The sequence below is a fragment of the Devosia sp. YIM 151766 genome (genome assembly GCF_030285925.1).
Classification (GTDB): Bacteria; Pseudomonadota; Alphaproteobacteria; order Rhizobiales; family Devosiaceae; genus Devosia.
In genome coordinates, this window is the sequence record NZ_CP127251.1 from 2,175,576 (window position 1) to 2,192,955 (window position 17,380).

Sequence of the window (17,380 nt, forward strand, 5' to 3'; positions counted from 1 at the left end):
CGTTACTCCCCGTTCCGTTTGTTAGTCCCGGCCTGCTGCGCCTTTTCGGCATTGTCCAATCTTTCGAGCAGGTCGAGCAATTGATCAGGAACGCCTTCTTCCTGTACTGCCCCATAAAGCGCCCGCAGGCGCGATCCGATGTCCGAATTCGGCCCAAGGCCGTCATCAGCCTGCCCCGGCTGCGTTCGCGCACGTCGCTGGGTCACCCATATATCCTTTGTCATACTTAATTCGACCGATCAGTCTTTTTGCCATCCCTGGAGCCTAAGAATGTCCCGCAGGCAAAAAAGTTCCATCCCTTTGAGGAACTTTTCTCTTGCCGAGCCGTTTCAGGCTGCTGTGAGATCACATCACAAGCGTCATCTGGGAGATCGCGTCTATGTCTTTGTCCACGCGGATTGCACCGCACCTGCCCTATCTGCGTCGTTTTTCCCGGGCGGTCACCGGGTCGCAGACCTCGGGCGACGCCTATGTGGCAGCCACGCTCGAAACCCTGATCGCCGACATTTCTCTGTTCCCCGAAGCCTCTAGCGACCGCATCGCCCTGTATAAGCTGTTCTCGGCGCTGTTCTCGTCGTCGGCGGTTTCGGTGCCCGAGCCGGCTTCCAGCTTCGTTTGGGAGCAGCGCGCCGCCGCCAATCTCGCCAATCTGGCGCCGCGGCCCCGCCAGGCATTCCTGCTGGTGGCGGTGGAGGGCTTCACCCACGATCAGGCTGCCGAAATCCTCTCCGTGCCGGACGAGGAATTCGCCTCGCTCCTGGACGCCGCCTCCAACGAGATTTCGCGCCAGGTGGCTACCGAAATCATGATTATCGAGGACGAACCGCTCATTGCCATGGACATCGAGCAGATGGTGGAGAGCCTGGGGCACAAGGTGGTCAGCATCGCCCGCACCCACAAGGAAGCCGTGGCGCTGTTCGATCAGACCCGCCCGCGCATGATCCTCGCGGATATCCAACTGGCCGACGGCAGCTCCGGCATCGATGCGGTCAACGACATTCTCAACACCCATTCGGTGCCGGTGATTTTCATCACTGCCTTCCCCGAGCGGTTGCTGACCGGTGAACGCCCCGAGCCGACCTTCCTGGTCACCAAGCCGTTCAACCCGGAAATGGTGAAAGCATTGATCAGCCAGGCCCTGTTCTTCGAGGACGGATCGCGCGCCGCGGCGTGATCCGGTCAACAACATAAAGGCAGTGCCGCATTGTTCAGTGCGGGAACTCTTGTCTTCGCCCATCGTTTATCCGGCAGGACTAAATCATGGAGCTTCCCATGCTGTATTACGCTCTCGTATTTCTGGTGATCGCCCTGATCGCCGGCGTTCTGGGTTTCGGCGGCATTGCCGGTGCCTCGGCTGGCATCGCGCAAATCCTGTTCTTCCTGTTCCTGGCCTTCCTGGTGATTTCGCTGGTGATCGGCTTGTTCCGCAGGACCTGATTTCTGCAACCAAGACAAAAAAGCGGCGCTTCGAAGCGCCGCTTTTTTGCATTCAAGGGCCAGGAAACCATTCCCCGATCCGCCCGGTGGCGCGATAGGCGACCAGGCCGATCCACTCCCTGATGGCGATTGTTGCCGTCTCCACATTCTGGTTGGGATTGGCTAGGTCGAGCCCGAATTCCTCTATGCCGCTGCTGCGGTAATCGGTCGGCCAAGGCACCACCGCAATGTCGTCGGCCCGATAAAGGCCCACCGAGCGCGGCATATGGAATGCCGAAGTCACCAGAACGACCTCTCCCTCGATATTGCCGAGCGCTTCACCGGTAAAGGCCGCATTCTCCGCCGTATTTCTGGATTCGGCTTCGAGAACGATGCGCGCTTCGGCGACACCCAGGCCGACGAGAAACCGGCGCATGGTCTCGGCTTCGCTCTCCGTTTCGTCGAACAGGCTGCTTCCCCCGCTCAGCACGATGCGCGCCTCCGGATAGCGCCGCGCCAGCCAGAGCGTAGTCGTCAGCCGGTCGCCGGCCTGATTGAGCTCGGCAATCTGCCGCGCGGTGCTGGGACGCCCCATGGTCGCCCCACCCAGCATGACGATAGCGCCCACCTCCGCCGGCGGCGGGGCCGGAACGCTGAACCGGTCCTCAAGCGGCTGGATCAGCAGATAACCCAGGCTGGTAAAGCCGAGCAGCCCGTGGATGAGTGCCGCAAGACTGAGCGCCACGATGGCGCTCTTGCGCCGACGCCAAATCAGCAGCGTCAATCCCGCCAGCACCAGCAGCAATACCAGGCTGATCGGCTGCGCTAATAGCCAGAACGCTTTCGACGCCACGAAAAACATTAGCCAACATCTCCAACCGATCAGGGATAAACTGCTTTTTTGCTTGCTATCTCACTGGCATCTGGTTTTCTACCAGATGGTCAAGATTGCCAGGTTCATAAGGCAGTCGCCAATCAGGAAGGCGCCCGTTTCGGGCTCAGGGTGAGCATGAAGCAAGCTGAACCCGCCGTTGCGGGGGCATTGCCAGTTGTTGAACTGCGCGATCTGCATAAATCTTTTGGCGCACTCGAAGTCCTTAAGGGCATTTCCTTCGTCGCACATGAAGGGCAGGTCGTTTCGCTTATCGGCTCATCCGGTTCGGGTAAATCGACCTTGCTGCGTTGCATCAACATGCTCGAAATTCCCGATCGGGGCGAGGTGCTGATCGACGGCGAGGCCATTGCCCTCAATGGTGAGGGCGCACGACGCCAGATCGGCGACGAGGGCCAGATCCGGCGCATCCGCTCGGAACTGGGCATGGTGTTCCAGTCCTTCAATCTCTGGGCGCATATGACCATTCTGGAAAATGTCATGGAAGCGCCGCTGATCGTCCAGAGACGCCAGCGCTCCGAGGTCGAGGAAGAGGCGCGCGCCATGCTCGACAAGGTGGGGATCGGCGCCAAGGTCGACGCCTATCCGGCCCAATTGTCCGGCGGCCAGCAGCAGCGCGCCGCCATTGCCCGCGCCCTCTGCATCAATCCGCGCGTCATGCTGTTCGACGAGCCGACCTCGGCGCTCGATCCCGAACTGGAGGTCGAAGTCCTGCGCGTCATCAAGCTCCTTGCCGATGAGGGACGGACCATGGTGCTGGTCACCCATGACATGGAGTTCGCCCGCTCTGTTTCCGACCGCGTGATTTTCCTGCATCAGGGATTGATCGAGGAGGAAGGAACGCCGGCCGAAGTCTTCGGCGCTACCAGATCGGCTCGCCTCAAGCAATTCCTCAATGCCGCCAGCCATGCTTGATTGCATTGGGAACCGACCCGGAAAACCGGGCGCACAACGACAAAAACCACAGAACGGAGAACAATCATGAAGAAAATGCTGCTGGCGGCCACCGCCGTCCTGGCACTTGGCGCCCCCGCTTTCGCTCAGGAAACATTGCGCATCGCCACCGAAGGCGCCTATGCGCCGTGGAACTTCCTCAATGACAATGGTGAGCCGGCGGGCTTCGAAATCGACCTCGGCAACGCCATCTGCGAGACTGCGGGTCTTACCTGCGAGTGGATTCTCAACGACTGGGATTCGATCATTCCCAACTTGCTCGCCGGCAATTACGATCTGATCATGGCCGGCATGTCGATCACCGACGAACGCCTCGCCACCATCGACTTCTCGCAGAATTATTTCCCGCCCGATCCGTCCAGGTTCGTGGCCGCGCCCGGCTCCGATCTCGACTTTTCGGCACTGTCCGGCGCCCGTATCGGCGTTCAGAGCGGCACCATGCAGGCCGGCTATGCCGAAGCCAATCTGGCTGAGGGCAACACTATCGTCAGTTTCTCCACCGCTGACCAGAACATGGCTGACCTGATGGCCGGCAATATCGACACCATCCTGGCCGACGGCGCTTACCTGGACCCGGTGGTCAACGCCTCCAACGGCGCCATTGAATATTATGGCGAAGACGTGCTGATCGGCGACGGCGTCGCTGCCGGCATGCGCAAGAACGAAGCCGAGCTTAAGGCTCAGATCGATGCGGCCCTGGATATGCTCAAGGCCGACGGCACTGTCGATGCCCTGATCGCCCAGTGGTTCGACGGCATGGGGCCGTTCTTCACCGAATAAGCCTAGCCGGCTTTGTTTCAGCTCCCTCCGATTTCTCGGGGGGAGCATCCAACCACGAGATGAGCGGCATGTTCGACGACATCGCCTTCTGGGTCGGCTACCTTACCAATGGTAAGCACCTGACCTGGTATGCCAGCTTCCAGTTCACCATTTTCGCAGCTTTGCTCGGCGGTGCGCTGGCGGTGGTCTTCGGCCTGACCGGCGCGACCCTCAAGAATTCGCGCTTCTGGCCGCTGCGTCTTGTCGGCTCGTTCTATTCCGCCATCGTGCGCGGCGTGCCCGACGTGCTGTTTTTCCTGTTCTTTCCGCTCGCCTTCGAGCAGGGCGTGGAATGGCTCATCGCCAGCCAGGTCTGCACGCCCGAATCAATCGCCGCCCAGACCTCCGCCTGGCCGCCCTGCCGCGAGGCGAACTGGTTCCTGGGCACCACTGAATACCTGCTCCTGGCCAGCGTCTCGCTCGGCCTCGTCTATGGCGCCTTCGCCACCAATGTCATCCATGGCGCCATGCGCGCCGTGCCCCATGGCCAGCTCGAAGCCGCGCGCGCCTACGGGATGTCGGCGAACCAGGTGCTCTGGCGGGTCCATATAAGGCAGATGTGGGTCTATGCCCTGCCGGGCCTTTCCAATGTCTGGATGCTGATCATCAAGGCCACGTCGCTGCTCTCGCTGTTGCAGATTGCCGATATCGTTCTATGGGCCGACCGGCTCGGCGCGCCCAATTTCCTGCCCGCCGTGGGGCTCGTGCATGATGACTGGCGCTGGCGCTATTACCTGGTGCTCTTCGTCTTCTACATCCTCGTCACCTGGCTGTCCGAGCGCGCTTTCAACGCCATCATGAGCCGGGTCGGACGCGGCATACTCAGCGAGGCCCATGGCTGATGCAGGGATTTTTCGACGATCTGGCCATCATGGCCCCGGCGGTTCTGTTCAACATCTATTTCGCCGCCGCCTCCATCCCCATCGGCTTTGTGCTGGCGGTGTTCCTGGCGCTCGGCAAGGCCTCGCCCAATCCGCTCATCAACCGGCTGTCGCGCGGCTATATCTATGCCTTTCGCGGCTCGCCGCTCTTCATCCAATTCTTCATGTTCTATTCGTTGGCGCTGTCGCTCAACATGACATTATGGCGCCCGCTCGGCATATCCGGCTTCGTGCTGCATCCGCTGTTCATGGGACCGCTGGTACTGGTGCTCAACACCGCCGCCTATACCGCCGAGATTTTCTACGGCGCGCTGCGCGCCGTGCCCCGCAATGCGGTCGAGGCCGCCCGCGCCTATGGCATGAGCCGCTCGCAGCAATTCCGCCGCGTCGTCTGGCCCAATCTCATCCGCCTGGCCTGGCCAGCCTATACCAATGAAGTGGTGTTCCTGTTCCACGCCACGGCCATCGTCTATTTCGCTCTGCCGGTGGTCGGCGCGCAGAAGGACCTGATGATCACCGCCAAGGACCTGTTCGAACGCGACTTCAATGCCTTCCTGCATTTCTCCATTGCCGCACTTTACTTCCTGCTCGTGTCGCTGGTGATATTCTTCTTCTTCGACCTCATCTACCAACGCCTGATGCGCCACCTGCCGACGCAACCGGGCCTGCGCTTCGCTCCCAAATGGCTTCGCTAGTTCAATGACCTTCCAGCAACACACCGCCACCCTGCCCGGCGACGCGCCCGGCCAGTCCACCATGCTTTACTGGTATAGCATCGGGCCGACGGATGCCGCGACCAAGATACACTTGCAGGCGGCCCTGCATGCCGACGAGCAACCCGGCACCATGGTCTTGCACCACCTCCTGCCCATGTTGCGCCAGGCCGATGCGGCGGGACAATTGAACGGCCGCTTCGTCATCTTTCCCTCGGTCAATCCGCTGGGGCTCGCCACCCGCGTCCTGCGCCGCCATATCGGCCGTTACGACCTTGAAACCGGCGTCAATTTCAATCGCCGCTGGCCGGACCTCTATCCGCTTGTCGCCGAGGCTTTGGCCGGGAAACTCTCTGCCGATCCCGCCGCCAATATCAGCGCGATCCGCCAGGCGGTCGGCGATTGGCTCGACGGCCAGCAACCGGAGACCGCCGCTCAGAAACTTCGCCTGACCGTACTGAAATCGGCCCACGACGCCGATATCGTCCTCGATCTGCATTGTGACGATGAAAGCCTGATCCACATCTTCACCTCGCCCGAACTCATGCCCGGCCTGCAGGACCTGGCGGACCGGATGGGCTCCGCCGCCACGCTTACCGCCGAGGACAGCGGCGGCGGCTCTTTCGACGAGATGCTGCCCAGCCTGTATCGCCAGGCGCAGCGCTCTCATCCCGAACTGCCCATTCCCATGGCGGTCGAGGCCGCCACCTTGGAATATCGCGGCCAGGCCGACACTCACGACGCCTTGGGCAGCCAGGACGCCAGGGGCCTGTTCGACTTCTTCGCCGGCCGCGGTCTGATCCGGGCGTCCACCAGCCCCGCCGATCCGGCGCCGACGCCCACCCCGTTCGAGGCGACGGAAGTGTTGCGCGCCGACCGGCCCGGGATGCTCGCCTATCGTGTCGGGCTGGGGGACAGGGTGAAGAAGGGCGATATCGTGGCCGACCTCATCGCCATGGACGGCCCCGAAGCTTTCCTGCTCCGCACACCGCTTCGCGCCGGAACCGACGGTTTCATCCTCTCCCGGGCCAGCGCCAAATATGCCGTTACCGGCTCATCGGTCGCCAAGATCGTCGGCACCGACATTCTGCCGGCCAGAGCCGGTGGCTATCTGCTGGAGGATTAGAGAGACAGCCCTGGCATTTGGCTTCGGTCGCCTCGGCCTGCTGCTCTAATCCTGCGCCAATCCCAAATCCGCATGCTCCAGCGCCGTCATCACGCCACGCAATTCGGCCAGCCCCTTCATGCGGCCGATCGTGGGATAGCCGGGCTGGGAGCGGCGTCCCAGATCGTCCAGGATGTCCTGGCCATGATCGGGGCGCATCGGGATTTCCCAATCCTTCCGCCCCTCGGCCTTGCGGCGGCGCTCTTCACGGATAATCGCGGCGATGACCGCCACCATGTCCGTATCGCCGCCCAGATGCTCGGCTTCGTAGAACGATCCGGCAATGTCGCTATTATCCCGCTTGACGTTGCGCAGATGCAGGAAATGTATCTTGGGTCCGAGGCGCTCGACCATGCCCGGCAAATCGTTGTCGGGCCGTGCCCCAAGCGATCCGGTGCAGAAGGTCATGCCGCTGGCCGGACTGTCGACGGCATCGAGAATATATCTGTAATCGTCTTCGGTCGACATGATGCGCGGCAGGCCGAGCAGGGCGAATGGCGGATCGTCGGGATGGCAGCACAGCCGCAGGCCCAGATCCTCGGCGGTGGGCACCACCTGTTCGAGAAAATCGATGAAATGCGCCCGCAATTGCTCGCGGTTGATGGCGCCATATTCGTCCAGATGCGCCTGCACGTCCTCCAGCGTCATCGACTCGGTCGAGCCCGGCAGGCCCATGGTGACATTGCGCGCCAATTGCTTTTTGTCGTCGTCGTCCATCGCCTCGAACCGCCGGCCGGCCTCATCGGCAATGGCATTGGTGAAGTCGGTGGCCGCGCCGGGGCGCTTGAGGATATGGATGTCGAAAGCGGCGAAATCGTTGATATCGAAGCGCATGCAGGAGCCGCCATGGGCAACGGACCAGCGCAGATCGGTCCGGGTCCAGTCGAGCACCGGCATGAAATTGTAGCAGATGGTCTCGATGCCGCTTTCGGCGAGGTGCTTCATCGAGATTTTGTAATTCTCGACATGCTCGCGCCAATTGCCCCGCTGCTTCTTGATGTCTTCGCTGACCGGCAGGCTTTCGACCACATCCCAGGTGAGACCCGATTCGGACCCATCCAGGCGCATCGCGATCTCACGATGGCGTTTGGCAATTTCGTCCGGCGTCCAGACCGCGCCATTGGGCACGTGATGCAGGGCACTGACCACGCCCGCCGCGCCTGCCTGGGTGATATCATCGATGCTGGTGAGGTCCTTGGGGCCGAACCACCGCCACGTCTGTCGCACTTAGAACTCCATTCCGGTAATAATCATTTCATCTCGCCGGCTTTGCCATCATTGGCAAGCGCCAGCAGCGTGTCCACATGGCAAGGCGTGCCTTCGCGGCACCAGCAGGCCAGATTCTTGCCGGCCAGTGCCTCGCGGACAGCCTGCCGCGTCGGGCGCGGTCTATCCGCCGCGATTTCTCCACGCATCCACCGACTATGCCGGGCCACCGCTTCCGCCTGCGCCGCTGACTTGTCCAGTCCGGTTTCCGTCATCACCGCCTCGATGGTGAAAGGATTGCCCCACGGGCTGGGCCGCGCCACCGACCGCGCCGGCAACCCGTTGATCGCCTGCGAGATAGCTTGCAGATCAAAGCCCGCCTGTCGCGACAGTACGATGCGCACCGGCCTCATTTGCGCATTTCCCGATCATAGACGAACCGGGGCATTTCCCATTTGAACACCAGGGCCAGGACGCGCAGGGTGAAGCCGATGGCGATGGACCCGATGACCAGCAAATCCACCGGCAGGCCCCAACCCAGGCCGAGGAAATAGACCGCACCCGTTATTATCGAGACGGTGGCGTAGAGTTCGCCCTGAAAAACCAGCGGAATGTCGTTGCAGAGCACGTCCCGTAAAATACCGCCGGCAATCCCGGTTATCATGCCGGCCACGATGCTGATCATCGGATGCGCCCCGGCTTCGATCCCGATATTGCAGCCGATGACCGTAAACACGACCAGTCCCAGCGCATCGAGCAGCAGGAAGGGCCATTTCAACCGGTCCACCAGCCGCGCCAGCGGAATGGTCAGCATTGCCGCTCCGCAGACCAGCAGCAGCAGATAGGGATTTTCCACCCATACCAGCGGATAATGATCGAGCAGGATATCCCGTATCGTCCCGCCGCCCAGCGCCGTGACGCAGGCCAGCAGGCAAACGCCGAACCAATCCATCTTGCGGCGTCCCGCCGCCAATGCCGCGGTCATCGCCTCGGCCGTTATGGCGATATAAAAGGCTATGGTCAGCACGGCGATGTCCTCCCGCATTGGCCAGACCGGGTGGTGCCGGTCGCATTATGCCACCAGCATGTGCCTTCCGCCGCCAAGGGCACGATAAAGGCCGCGGCCCGGACCGACAATCTCGGTCCGGACGCGCGCTAGATGTGGATAGCTCCGTCGCCCAGGGCCAGCGCCGCCTCGCGGATGGCCTCCGACAGCGTCGGATGCGCATGGGTGGTGCGGGCCAGATCTTCGGCCGCGCCGGAAAATTCCATCAGCGTCACCAGTTCATGGATCATCTCGCCGGCATTCTTGCCCACGATATGGGCGCCCAGCACCCGGTCGGTCTCGACATCGGCCAGGATCTTCACGAAGCCCTGGGTGGCCAGCATGGCCTTGGCGCGGCCATTGGCCGTAAAGGGAAATTTGCCGATCTTGTAGTCCACGCCTTCGGCCTTGAGTTCGTCCTCGGTCTTGCCGACGGCGGCGACTTCCGGATTGGTATAAACCACTGACGGAATGGCGCCATAATTCACGTGCCCGGCCTGGCCGGCGAGAATTTCGGCCACGGCGATGCCTTCATCCTCAGCCTTATGGGCCAGCATCGGGCCGGCAATGACGTCGCCAATGGCATAGATGCCGTCGACCGAGCTCTTGTAATGGGAATCGACCCGGACCCGGCCGCGTTCGTCCATGGCCACCCCGGCAATATCGAGGCCCAGCCCTTCGGTGAAGGGCTGGCGGCCGATCGCGACGAGAGCGACGTCGGCATCCAGTTCCTCGGCCTCGCCGCCCTTGGCCGGCTCCATCCTGATCTTGAGCGAACCATCGTCCTGCTTGTCGACGCCGGCAACCTTGCTGGAAAGCTTGAATTCCATGCCCTGCTTTTGCAGCATGCGCTGGAACTGGCGGGCGACTTCGCTGTCCATGCCGGGCAGGATGCGATCGAGATATTCCACCACGGTCACCTGCGCCCCCAGCCGCATCCAGACCGAACCCAGCTCAAGCCCGATGACCCCGGCGCCGATGACGACGAGATGGCGCGGAACGCTCTCCAGCGTCAGGCCGCCAGTCGAGGTCACGACGCTCTTTTCGTCGATCTCGATGCCCGGCAGATTGGCCGATACCGAGCCGGTGGCGATGACGATGTTCTTGGTGGCGATTTCGGTCTGTGCCCCGCTTTGCGGCGTCACCAGCACCTTGCCGGCCGAGGGGATCGAACCGATGCCGCGGAAAACGGTGATCTTGTTCTTCTTGAACAGATAATCCACGCCGCCGACATTGGAGGCCACGGTCTCGGCCTTGTGGTTCAGCATCTGCTTGAGATTAAGCTGCGGTGCGGGGATATCGATGCCTAAGGCCTTGAATCCATGGCCCGCTTCCTCGAACAGTTCGGACGTATGCAGCAGCGCCTTGGAGGGGATGCAGCCGACATTGAGGCAGGTGCCGCCCAGCGTCGCCCATTTCTCAACCACGGCAACCTTCATGCCCAATTGCGCCGCGCGGATGGCGCAGACATAGCCGCCGGGGCCGGAGCCGATGATGGTGAGGTCGAATTGATCTGCCATGTGGGTGCCCCAAACTGTCATTGTGCGGTGCGGCCATGGCCTGGCCGCTCTGTCTTCACTTAGGATGCCCGGCGGGAAAAATCCACAGGCTAAAAGGCGACGCCGATGAACAACAGCACGAGGCCGAGCATGGACAAGGCCCAGATGCCGGACCGCAGATATCTCACCTCGGTGAAATAGGCCGGGATATAGGCCCAGCGCGCCCAGAACCAGATATGCGCGCCCCATTGGGTGAGGGAGTCGGAGCGGCCAGTCAGTTCCACCGCCACCGCTAAGGCGATGAAAATGCTGTATGTTTCAAGGAAATTGCGCAGGGCGCGCTGACCGCGTCCGGCCCATTTGCCCGCCGGGGGCTCGCCGTCGCGCTGGCTGCTGGCATAGTCCGGGCCGTAATCCCGCAGAGCGGCCAAGGACTGCACCGCCACATAGGCCAGGGCAAGAACGGCGCTCCAGATCAGCAAGGTCAGCTCGATGGTCATCATGGCTCCGCGCGAGGTAAGTCTTTGATTTTATGTAGCTAACAAAAATTCACGACGCCGATATATCCTGGGCGCGCTTGAGGATTTCGGGCAATTGCTTGTCGATATCGAGCGTGCCGCTTTCGACCTGTTCGAGGAAAGTGCGGCAGAAGGCGTTCTTGTCGGCCGCCTGATTATAGGCGCTCATGATCTGGCTGCCACCATAATTCTCGGCGGCCTCAAGCTCTGCCTCCGACCCGCCGCCCAGGCGGTTGATGACCCGGTCGGCCAGGTCCAAGTAACTGATATTCCTCAGATACCAGTTCGCCGCCGCTTCCTTGTAAGCATTGTCCAGGCCGGTGGTTTCATAGCAATGGGTGCTCATGGCCTCGACGATGGCCTTGGAGCCATGGAAGGCCATCAGCTCGCCGACCAGGGCGGTGTCGACAGCCTCGTCCTGACCCTGGACGGGCAGGACGATAGCCAAAAGGGCAGCGGCGACAATCAGAATCCGACGCAATACAAACCTCTCCGATCAGCGCTGTGACGATGCGCCATTCCTTCGCATAATGACGCAATTCGCTAACAGATTGTTACCCGATGCCGGCTCCCCACACACCATTTGGTGAACATAAAGGGCCCGCCGAAGCGGGCCCTTCTAAATTGCGAAAATGGCGATTGCCGGGCCGCGATCCGGCCCGCTTGGGTTCTAGAGATCGAGCACCAGGCGCTCGGGCGCTTCGAGGCTTTCCTTGACGCGGACCAGGAAGGTCACCGCTTCCTTGCCGTCGACGATCCGGTGATCGTAGCTGAGTGCCAGATACATCATCGGCCGGATGACAATCTGACCGTCGACCACGACCGGGCGCTCCTGGATCTTGTGCATGCCCAGAATGCCCGATTGTGGCGCATTGAGGATGGGCGTGGACATCAGCGAGCCATAGACGCCGCCATTGGAGATGGTGAAGGTGCCGCCCTGCATGTCGGCCATCGACAATTGGCCGTCGCGGGCCTTCCGGCCCAAATTGCCGATTTCCTGCTCGATTTCGGCGATCGACATGCGGTCGACATCGCGCACCACCGGAACCACGAGGCCCTTGTCGGTGCCAACGGCCACGCCGATATGGGCGTAATTCTTGTAGATCAGATCGTCGCCGTCGATTTCGGCGTTGACCGCCGGGATTTCCTTGAGGGCATGCACCACCGCCTTGGCGAAGAAGCCCATGAAACCCAGCTTGACGCCATGCTTCTTCTCGAACAGCTCGCGGTATTGCTTGCGCAGGTTCATCACCGGCTGCATGTCCACCTCATTGAAGGTGGTGAGCATGGCCGCCGTGTTCTGCGCCTCCTTGAGGCGCCGCGCAATGGTCTGGCGCAGGCGGGTCATCCGCACCCGCTCTTCGCGCGAGGCATCGTCGGCGGCGACCGGGGCGCGCGGCGCGGCGGCGGGAGCCGGCGCCGGGGCAGCCGGGGCGGCGGCGGGCTTGGCCAGCGAAGCCAGCACGTCTTCCTTGAGCACCTGGCCAGCCTTGCCCGAACCGGCAATGTCATCGGCCTTGAGGTCGTTCTCATTGATGAGCTTTTGCGCCGAGGGGGCGGGCGCGCGGTCGGTCGCGGTCACCGGCTTGGCAGCCGGTTCCGGCTTGATCGCCTCGGGGCCCGCAGCATTATTGGCCGGCGCGTCCGCCTTGGCTTCGGCTTCGGGCGCAGCGGCGGCAGCGCCAGCAGCGGCGGTGCCGATAGCGCCGAGCAATGCGCCCACATCCACGGTTTCACCCGACTGCGCGGCAATGGCTTCGAGCACGCCGGCGGCCGGCGCGGGGACTTCGATGGTCACCTTGTCGGTTTCGAGTTCGACCAAAGGCTCGTCGGCGGCGACGGCATCGCCCACCTGCTTGTACCATTGGCCGATCGTGGCCTCGGTAACGCTTTCCCCAAGGGTCGGCACCCGGATTTCTGTCGACATGAAGTTAGTCCTTATTTTGCGGGCCAGAGCGCCACGTCCTGGAAAAGAATGTGACGCTCTTTATGTCTTGTCACAAGGCCTAGGTGCCCAGCGCGTCGTCGAGGAATGCCTGCAGCTGTTCCAGATGCACGCTCATGCGCCCGGTGGCGGGCGAGGCGGCGGCGGGACGGCCGATATACCGCACACGCTGATTGCCGCGGCCCATCTGGTCGAACACCCATTCCACATAAGGCTGGATGAAGGCCCAGGCGCCCATATTGCGCGGCTCTTCCTGGCACCAGATCACTTCCGCGTTGGGGAAGCGGCTCAGCTCGTCCAGCAGCGCCTTGGCCGGGAACGGATAGAGCTGCTCGATGCGCAGGAGATAGACATCGTCGATGCCCTTCTTCTCGCGGTCTTCGAGCAGGTCGTAATAGACCTTGCCGGTGCACAGCAGGACGCGGCGGATCTTCTCGTCGCCGGTGAGCCTGATCGTGGTCTTGGGCAGGCCGGGCGCCTCGGCATCGTCCCAGAGCAGGCGATGGAACACGCTGTCCGGCCCCAGCTCCGCCAGACCCGAGACGGCACGTTTGTGGCGCAACAGGCTCTTGGGGGTCATCAGGATCAGCGGCTTGCGGAAATCACGCTTCAACTGCCGCCGCAGGATGTGGAAATAATTGGCGGGCGTGGTGCAATTGGCCACCTGCATATTGTCTTCGGCGCAAAGCTGCAGGAAGCGCTCGGGGCGCGCGGACGAGTGTTCCGGCCCCTGCCCTTCATAGCCATGCGGCAACAGCATCACCAGACCCGACATGCGGAACCACTTGCGTTCGCCCGACGAGATGAACTGGTCGATGACCACCTGCGCCCCGTTGACGAAATCGCCGAACTGGGCTTCCCACAAGGTCAGCGCCTTGGGCTCGGAGAGCGAATAGCCATATTCGAAGCCCAGCACCGCTTCTTCCGACAGCATCGAATTGATGACTTCGTAGCGCGACTGGCCGGGATCGAGATGGTTGAGCGGCGTATAGGTCTTGTTGTCGACCTTCTGGTCGTTGAGCACCGAATGGCGCTGGCTGAACGTGCCGCGCTCCACGTCCTGCCCGGACAGGCGCACCGGATATCCTTCGGTGACCAGCGTGCCGAAGGCCAGCGCCTCGGCGGTGGCCCAGTCGATGCCCTCGCCGCTTTCGATGGCGGCCAGCCGGTTGTCCATGAAACGCTTCACCGTACGGTGGACGTTGAACTCCGCCGGCACCTGGGTGAGCTTGGTGCCGATTTCCACCAACCGGTCGATGGCGACGCCGGTTTCGCCACGGCGCGGGCCTTCATCATGAGCGGGCTTGAAGCTCTTCCATTGCCCGTCGAGCCAGTCGGCCTTGTTGGGGCGATAATCCTGGCCGGCCTCGAATTCGGCCTCCAGCCTGGCCCGCCAATCGGCCTTGAGCGCATCGATCTCGGCCTGGCTCAGCAGGCCTTCGGCGATGAGCTTTTCCGAATAGAGTTCCAGCGTGGTCTTGTGCGACCGGATCCTGGAATACATCAGCGGCTGGGTGAAGCTGGGCTCGTCGCCTTCATTGTGACCGAAGCGGCGATAGCAGAACATGTCGATGACGACCGGCTTGCCGAACTTCTGGCGGAACTCCACCGCGACCTTGGCCGCGAATACCACCGCTTCCGGATCGTCGCCGTTCACATGCAGAACCGGCGCCTCGATCATCTTGGCGACATCGGTGGGATAGGGCGAGGAGCGGGAATGGATCGGCGAGGTGGTGAAGCCGATCTGATTGTTGATGACGAAATGGATCGAACCGCCGGTCCGATGGCCCTTGAGGCCGGACAGGCCCAGGCATTCGGCCACGACGCCCTGGCCGGCAAAGGCCGCATCGCCATGGATCAGCAGCGGCAGCACCATGGAGCGGTCGGGCCGGCCCTCCTGCTCGATATTGACCAGCTTGCCATCGGGCGAGATATGCTGGTCCTGCTTGGCGCGGGCCTTGCCCAGCACCACCGGATCGACGATTTCGAGGTGCGAGGGATTGGCCGTCAGTGACAGGTGCACCTTGTTGCTGTCGAATTCGCGGTCCGAGGACGCGCCGAGGTGATATTTCACGTCGCCCGAACCCTCGACATCGTCGGGGTAGAAGGCGCCGCCCTTGAATTCGTGGAACAGCGCGCGGTGCGGCTTGCCCAGCACCTGGGTCAAGACGTTGAGGCGGCCGCGATGGGCCATGCCCAGCACGATATCCTTGATCCCCAGCGCGCCGCCGCGCTTGATGATCTGTTCCAGCGCCGGAATGGTGGCTTCGCCGCCATCGAGGCCGAAACGCTTGGTGCCGGTATATTTGACGTCGAGGAACTTCTCGAAGCCCTCGGCCTCGATCAGCTTGTTGAGGATCGCCTTCTTGCCTTCGGGGGTGAAGGAGATTTCCTTGTCCGGACCTTCGATACGTTCCTGAATCCAGTGCTTGGCCTCCGGATCGGAGATATGCATGAATTCGATGCCGAGCGTACCGCAATAGGTGCGTTGCAGGATGGCCTGCATCTCGGGAATGGTGGCGTATTCGAGGCCCAGATAATTGTCGATGAAAATCTTGCGATCGTAATCGGCCTCGGTGAAACCGTAATTCTTCGGATCGAGCTCGGACGCCTGGTCGGCGGATTTGAGCTTGAGCGGATCGAGATCGGCATGCAGATGCCCGCGCATGCGATAGGCGCGGATCATCATGATGGCGTGGATGGAATCGCGGGTGGCTTGCAGCACCTCGTCGGCGCTGGGGGCGGGTCTGCCCGCTTCCTTCGCCTGCCGGGCCGTGGCTTGCTCGGTCTTTACGGCGAGTTCGCCCCAATTGCCGTCCAGGGCATTGACCAGGTCGCCGCTTTCGGCCGGCGGCCAGTCCCGGCGGCTCCAGCTCGGGCCGTCGGCATTCTTCCGCGCCGCGTCCGGGCTGTCGTCGAGCCGGGAGAAAAAGCTGGCCCAGCTCTCGTCGACGCTGGAAGGATCGCTTTTGAACCTGGAATAGAGTTGTTCGATGTAGTCGGCGTTCCCACCATAGAGGAACGAGGTCAGCAAGAACGTGTCGTTCTTTTCCTGTCGTGTCATCGCGTGTGTCGCAGGACCTCTCGCCCTGCCATCCTTCTCAACGAACCGGCGGCGCCGATTGCAAATGCGGTCATTAAAAGCGAGGCAATAATGACCGCTTTTCCTTTGTATCTTGTTAAGACTTGCAGCGCCTTCAAGAGGCGGTGCGGCTCACTCGATCGTCCAGGTCATGACTTAGCACCAAACCATGACCGAAGCGCGACCGACATTGGTCGCATGGCCTCTCGTAGCCCTCATCCTGATCCTTCGGCAAGCGCAGGATGCCGCAGGAGGCGGTTGGCAGCTCGGTGGCCGCGACCCCATGGTTCGACAAGCTCACCATGAGGTCTATGAGAGCCTATCCCCTCAGCACTTCGGCCAGCGTGGCGCCGATGCGGGCCGGGGACTTGGAGACGCGAATGCCGGCCGCTTCCATGGCGGCGATCTTGTCTTCGGCGCCGCCCTTGCCGCCGGAAATCACCGCGCCGGCATGGCCCATCGTGCGGCCGGGAGGGGCGGTGAGGCCGGCGATGAAACCGGCCATCGGCTTCTTGCGGCCCTTCCGGGCCTCGTCGATCAGGAACTGGGCGGCCTCTTCCTCGGCCGAGCCGCCGATCTCGCCGATCATGATGATCGACTGGGTGGCTTCGTCGGCGAGGAACATTTCAAGGACGTCGATGAACTCGGTGCCCTTGACCGGATCGCCGCCAATGCCGACCGCCGTGGTCTGGCCCAGGCCCTCATTGGTGGTCTGGAACACCGCTTCATAGGTAAGCGTGCCGGAGCGCGAGACGATGCCCACCGAGCCCTTGGAGAAGATCGAGCCCGGCATGATGCCGATCTTGCATTCTTCCGGAGTGAGGACGCCGGGGCAATTGGGGCCGATCAGGCGCGAACTGGACTTTTCCAGCCTGGCCTTGACGCGGACCATGTCGAGCACCGGCACGCCTTCGGTGATGCAGACGATGAGCGGGATTTCCGCGTCGATCGCTTCCTCGATGGCGGCGGCGGCACCCGCCGGCGGCACATAGATGACCGAGGCATTGGCGCCGGTCTTTTCCTTGCCTTCGGCAACGCTGGCATAGACCGGCAGCGTGGCGGAGGCATCGAGCCCGGAGGTCCAGGTTTCCCCGGCCTTTCTGGGGTTCACGCCGCCCACCATCTTGGTGCCGAAATAGGCCAGGGCCTGTTCGGTGTGAAAGGTGCCGGTCTTGCCGGTCAGGCCCTGCACGAGAACCTTGGTGTCTTTGTTGACGAGAATCGACATGGGTTACTTCTCTCTTG

The 17,380-nt window shown here is 62.2% G+C and carries 18 protein-coding genes; 7 read left to right on the plus strand and 11 right to left on the minus strand.

Annotated features, from left to right (window positions below):
- Nucleotides 1-2: 2 nt before the first annotated feature.
- Nucleotides 3-206, minus strand: coding sequence for a NepR family anti-sigma factor (locus tag O9Z70_RS10690; protein ID WP_286018806.1), 204 nt, complete (start codon nucleotides 204-206; stop codon nucleotides 3-5).
- 173 nt (nucleotides 207-379) lie between these two features.
- Here O9Z70_RS10690 and O9Z70_RS10695 point away from each other — a divergent pair, with 173 nt between their 5' ends.
- On the plus strand, nucleotides 380-1,174 hold the full coding sequence (locus tag O9Z70_RS10695) for a response regulator (RefSeq protein WP_286018807.1): 795 nt from the start codon (nucleotides 380-382) through the stop codon (nucleotides 1,172-1,174).
- 98 nt (nucleotides 1,175-1,272) lie between these two features.
- A complete protein-coding gene (locus tag O9Z70_RS10700; RefSeq protein ID WP_046142315.1) occupies nucleotides 1,273-1,437 on the plus strand; it encodes a DUF1328 domain-containing protein in 165 nt (54 codons plus the stop codon).
- A 52-nt stretch (nucleotides 1,438-1,489) separates the two neighbouring features.
- Here the strand turns inward: O9Z70_RS10700 and O9Z70_RS10705 are convergent, their stop codons facing one another.
- A complete protein-coding gene (locus O9Z70_RS10705; RefSeq protein ID WP_286018808.1) occupies nucleotides 1,490-2,278 on the minus strand; it encodes a YdcF family protein in 789 nt (262 codons plus the stop codon).
- Nucleotides 2,279-2,425: 147 nt separating this feature from the next.
- Here O9Z70_RS10705 and O9Z70_RS10710 point away from each other — a divergent pair, with 147 nt between their 5' ends.
- The 5 genes from O9Z70_RS10710 (at nucleotide 2,426) to O9Z70_RS10730 (ending at nucleotide 6,801) form a co-directional block, all read left to right on the plus strand.
- Entirely contained in the window at nucleotides 2,426-3,223 is a 798-nt protein-coding gene (locus O9Z70_RS10710) for an ABC transporter ATP-binding protein (RefSeq protein WP_286018809.1), read from the plus strand.
- A gap of 66 nt (nucleotides 3,224-3,289) precedes the next feature.
- On the plus strand, nucleotides 3,290-4,042 hold the full coding sequence (locus O9Z70_RS10715) for a transporter substrate-binding domain-containing protein (protein ID WP_286018810.1): 753 nt from the start codon (nucleotides 3,290-3,292) through the stop codon (nucleotides 4,040-4,042).
- Between the two features lie 68 nt (nucleotides 4,043-4,110).
- Entirely contained in the window at nucleotides 4,111-4,923 is an 813-nt protein-coding gene (locus tag O9Z70_RS10720; RefSeq protein ID WP_286018811.1) for an ABC transporter permease subunit, read from the plus strand.
- Complete coding sequence (locus O9Z70_RS10725; protein WP_286018812.1) at nucleotides 4,923-5,657, plus strand: ABC transporter permease; 735 nt, start codon at nucleotides 4,923-4,925, stop codon at nucleotides 5,655-5,657. Before O9Z70_RS10720 ends, O9Z70_RS10725 begins: the two co-directional genes overlap by 1 nt.
- 4 nt (nucleotides 5,658-5,661) lie before the next feature.
- Complete coding sequence (locus O9Z70_RS10730; protein ID WP_286018813.1) at nucleotides 5,662-6,801, plus strand: succinylglutamate desuccinylase/aspartoacylase family protein; 1,140 nt, start codon at nucleotides 5,662-5,664, stop codon at nucleotides 6,799-6,801.
- A gap of 45 nt (nucleotides 6,802-6,846) precedes the next feature.
- On the opposite strand, the gene uxuA is transcribed toward O9Z70_RS10730, so the two are convergent.
- The 9 genes from uxuA to sucD form a co-directional block, all read right to left on the minus strand.
- Nucleotides 6,847-8,067, minus strand: a complete 1,221-nt coding sequence (uxuA, locus tag O9Z70_RS10735; RefSeq protein ID WP_286018814.1) for a mannonate dehydratase — start codon at nucleotides 8,065-8,067, stop codon at nucleotides 6,847-6,849.
- 23 nt (nucleotides 8,068-8,090) lie between these two features.
- Nucleotides 8,091-8,459 (minus strand): DUF4326 domain-containing protein, encoded by a 369-nt coding sequence (locus tag O9Z70_RS10740; RefSeq protein WP_286018815.1) that lies wholly within the window; start codon nucleotides 8,457-8,459, stop codon nucleotides 8,091-8,093.
- Complete coding sequence (locus tag O9Z70_RS10745; RefSeq protein ID WP_286018816.1) at nucleotides 8,456-9,091, minus strand: trimeric intracellular cation channel family protein; 636 nt, start codon at nucleotides 9,089-9,091, stop codon at nucleotides 8,456-8,458. Before O9Z70_RS10745 ends, O9Z70_RS10740 begins: the two co-directional genes overlap by 4 nt.
- Before the next feature lie 110 nt (nucleotides 9,092-9,201).
- Entirely contained in the window at nucleotides 9,202-10,611 is a 1,410-nt protein-coding gene (gene lpdA, locus O9Z70_RS10750) for a dihydrolipoyl dehydrogenase (protein ID WP_286018817.1), read from the minus strand.
- A gap of 89 nt (nucleotides 10,612-10,700) precedes the next feature.
- On the minus strand, nucleotides 10,701-11,093 hold the full coding sequence (locus O9Z70_RS10755) for an MAPEG family protein (protein ID WP_286018818.1): 393 nt from the start codon (nucleotides 11,091-11,093) through the stop codon (nucleotides 10,701-10,703).
- A 46-nt stretch (nucleotides 11,094-11,139) separates the two neighbouring features.
- Nucleotides 11,140-11,589, minus strand: coding sequence for a hypothetical protein (locus O9Z70_RS10760; RefSeq protein ID WP_286018819.1), 450 nt, complete (start codon nucleotides 11,587-11,589; stop codon nucleotides 11,140-11,142).
- Nucleotides 11,590-11,778: 189 nt separating this feature from the next.
- On the minus strand, nucleotides 11,779-13,035 hold the full coding sequence (odhB, locus tag O9Z70_RS10765; protein WP_286018820.1) for a 2-oxoglutarate dehydrogenase complex dihydrolipoyllysine-residue succinyltransferase: 1,257 nt from the start codon (nucleotides 13,033-13,035) through the stop codon (nucleotides 11,779-11,781).
- Nucleotides 13,036-13,114: 79 nt separating this feature from the next.
- Nucleotides 13,115-16,117 carry a 2-oxoglutarate dehydrogenase E1 component gene (locus O9Z70_RS10770; RefSeq protein WP_286018821.1) on the minus strand — a complete coding sequence of 1,001 codons (3,003 nt, stop codon included), beginning with the start codon at nucleotides 16,115-16,117 and terminating at the stop codon, nucleotides 13,115-13,117.
- 337 nt (nucleotides 16,118-16,454) lie between these two features.
- Nucleotides 16,455-17,363 (minus strand): succinate--CoA ligase subunit alpha, encoded by a 909-nt coding sequence (gene sucD, locus O9Z70_RS10775; protein ID WP_286018822.1) that lies wholly within the window; start codon nucleotides 17,361-17,363, stop codon nucleotides 16,455-16,457.
- Nucleotides 17,364-17,380 lie beyond the last annotated feature (17 nt).

Bases quoted from the DNA above. Each gene is read 5' to 3' on its own strand.
- O9Z70_RS10695 (WP_286018807.1), top strand. From the start codon at position 380: ATGTCTTTGTCCACGCGGATTGCACCGCACCTGCCCTATCTGCGTCGT.
- O9Z70_RS10700 (WP_046142315.1), top strand. From the start codon at position 1,273: ATGCTGTATTACGCTCTCGTATTTCTGGTGATCGCCCTGATCGCCGGC.
- O9Z70_RS10705 (WP_286018808.1), bottom strand. From the start codon at position 2,278: ATGTTTTTCGTGGCGTCGAAAGCGTTCTGGCTATTAGCGCAGCCGATC.
- O9Z70_RS10710 (WP_286018809.1), top strand. From the start codon at position 2,426: ATGAAGCAAGCTGAACCCGCCGTTGCGGGGGCATTGCCAGTTGTTGAA.
- O9Z70_RS10715 (WP_286018810.1), top strand. From the start codon at position 3,290: ATGAAGAAAATGCTGCTGGCGGCCACCGCCGTCCTGGCACTTGGCGCC.
- O9Z70_RS10720 (WP_286018811.1), top strand. From the start codon at position 4,111: ATGTTCGACGACATCGCCTTCTGGGTCGGCTACCTTACCAATGGTAAG.
- O9Z70_RS10725 (WP_286018812.1), top strand. From the start codon at position 4,923: ATGCAGGGATTTTTCGACGATCTGGCCATCATGGCCCCGGCGGTTCTG.
- O9Z70_RS10730 (WP_286018813.1), top strand. From the start codon at position 5,662: ATGACCTTCCAGCAACACACCGCCACCCTGCCCGGCGACGCGCCCGGC.
- O9Z70_RS10740 (WP_286018815.1), bottom strand. From the start codon at position 8,459: ATGAGGCCGGTGCGCATCGTACTGTCGCGACAGGCGGGCTTTGATCTG.
- O9Z70_RS10745 (WP_286018816.1), bottom strand. From the start codon at position 9,091: ATGCGGGAGGACATCGCCGTGCTGACCATAGCCTTTTATATCGCCATA.
- lpdA (WP_286018817.1), bottom strand. From the start codon at position 10,611: ATGGCAGATCAATTCGACCTCACCATCATCGGCTCCGGCCCCGGCGGC.
- O9Z70_RS10755 (WP_286018818.1), bottom strand. From the start codon at position 11,093: ATGATGACCATCGAGCTGACCTTGCTGATCTGGAGCGCCGTTCTTGCC.
- odhB (WP_286018820.1), bottom strand. From the start codon at position 13,035: ATGTCGACAGAAATCCGGGTGCCGACCCTTGGGGAAAGCGTTACCGAG.
- O9Z70_RS10770 (WP_286018821.1), bottom strand. From the start codon at position 16,117: ATGACACGACAGGAAAAGAACGACACGTTCTTGCTGACCTCGTTCCTC.
- sucD (WP_286018822.1), bottom strand. From the start codon at position 17,363: ATGTCGATTCTCGTCAACAAAGACACCAAGGTTCTCGTGCAGGGCCTG.